General features: G+C 62.3%; 2 protein-coding genes. Both read left to right on the top strand.

Annotated elements, in window-relative coordinates:
- Positions 1 to 65: 65 nt before the first annotated feature.
- Positions 66 to 893: a hypothetical protein gene (locus tag ABD224_RS29210; RefSeq protein WP_344055334.1), complete on the top strand. Its 828-nt coding sequence runs from the start codon at positions 66 to 68 to the stop codon at positions 891 to 893.
- Positions 890 to 1,136: hypothetical protein (locus ABD224_RS29205; protein WP_344055332.1), on the top strand; the 247-nt coding region annotated here is incomplete at its 3' end. The genes ABD224_RS29210 and ABD224_RS29205, both read left to right, overlap by 4 nt.

Below are 1,136 nucleotides of genomic sequence, written 5' to 3'. Positions count from 1 at the left end.
GTCGCCGTCGCCTGGAGCCGCTACCATCGAATCGGGGACGGTCCCGAAGACATGGAGGCCGAACTATGATGGACGGAAACAGCATCCCTCCGCGGTTCGAGAGCCACTACGACCGGCTCTCCTATCTCCTCGCAGAGTACAAGATCGGCGTGTATATCGCCGTCCTCGCAGTGACCGCGCTCATCGTCTCCGGTCGTCTCGGGATCCCCGAAATGCCCTCCGGAGTCGCCTGGGCGCTCAAATGGACCGCTATCGGGATCATCCCCGCGATGGTCGCGGCTAAGGTCGCTATCGTCGATAGATGGATCCCGGACCCGCGGAAGCGGATTCTCGTCGTCGACCTCGAGGACGAGATCGACGTCACGGGTAAGCTCTGTCCACAGACGGTGTGGTCGAAGCGGGAGACCGGCGAGCATCCGGCGATCGAGCCCGACCGCGGGATGTTCGACGCGATCGTCACCAAATTCGACTGGGACGACGATCTCGGTCGCCTCGAGGTCGAAGGCGGAAACGAGGAACTTGTCCTCGAGGTCCTCACGACACAGGGTAAGCTCGACGCCGTCTACGGACAGCTTCTCGAGGACTCTGCTAAACTCGATCGACTGCAAGCACAGCAACGGCTCAAAACCCTCGAGATCGAGGAGCGGATCGTTAACTCTCTGATTGCCGCAGTCGAGCACGGCCTCGAGTTCGATCCGGGGACGACCGAGGAGATCGTCGACAGTGACCTCGAGAGCGACAACGTCGACGCAAACAAGCGGACACGAGACGCCTCGAGGAGCGACGACCAGGAGGAGCGACCGACCCTCCGGGAGGTCCTCCCGGACACGGCGAGAAACGAGATCGACGCGGTGGAGCGAGCACGAGCAACCGACGGAGGACGTGACCAATGACCCGAGAAGACGGACTCGAGAAATGGATGGTATCGGCAGAGCTTCGGGAAACGATCGAGGGCCGCAAGCCCCACGACCTCGAGGCGCACGAACACACGGGACTCGTCGGAGACGAGACGATCCGTCGACTCTTGAGCTATCTCACGACCTACTACGATCCCCGCAAAGCGGCCGCTCAGTACGACGACCTCGACGTCGAGGACATGCCGACGAAAGAGGAGGCCTCGGAGCTCTTCCGGCAGG

The sequence above is a fragment of the Streptomyces thermoalcalitolerans genome (assembly GCF_039525155.1).
In the GTDB taxonomy this organism is placed as follows: Bacteria; Actinomycetota; Actinomycetes; order Streptomycetales; family Streptomycetaceae; genus Streptomyces; species Streptomyces thermovulgaris.
This window is presented reverse-complemented; position numbering and strand designations above follow the sequence as displayed.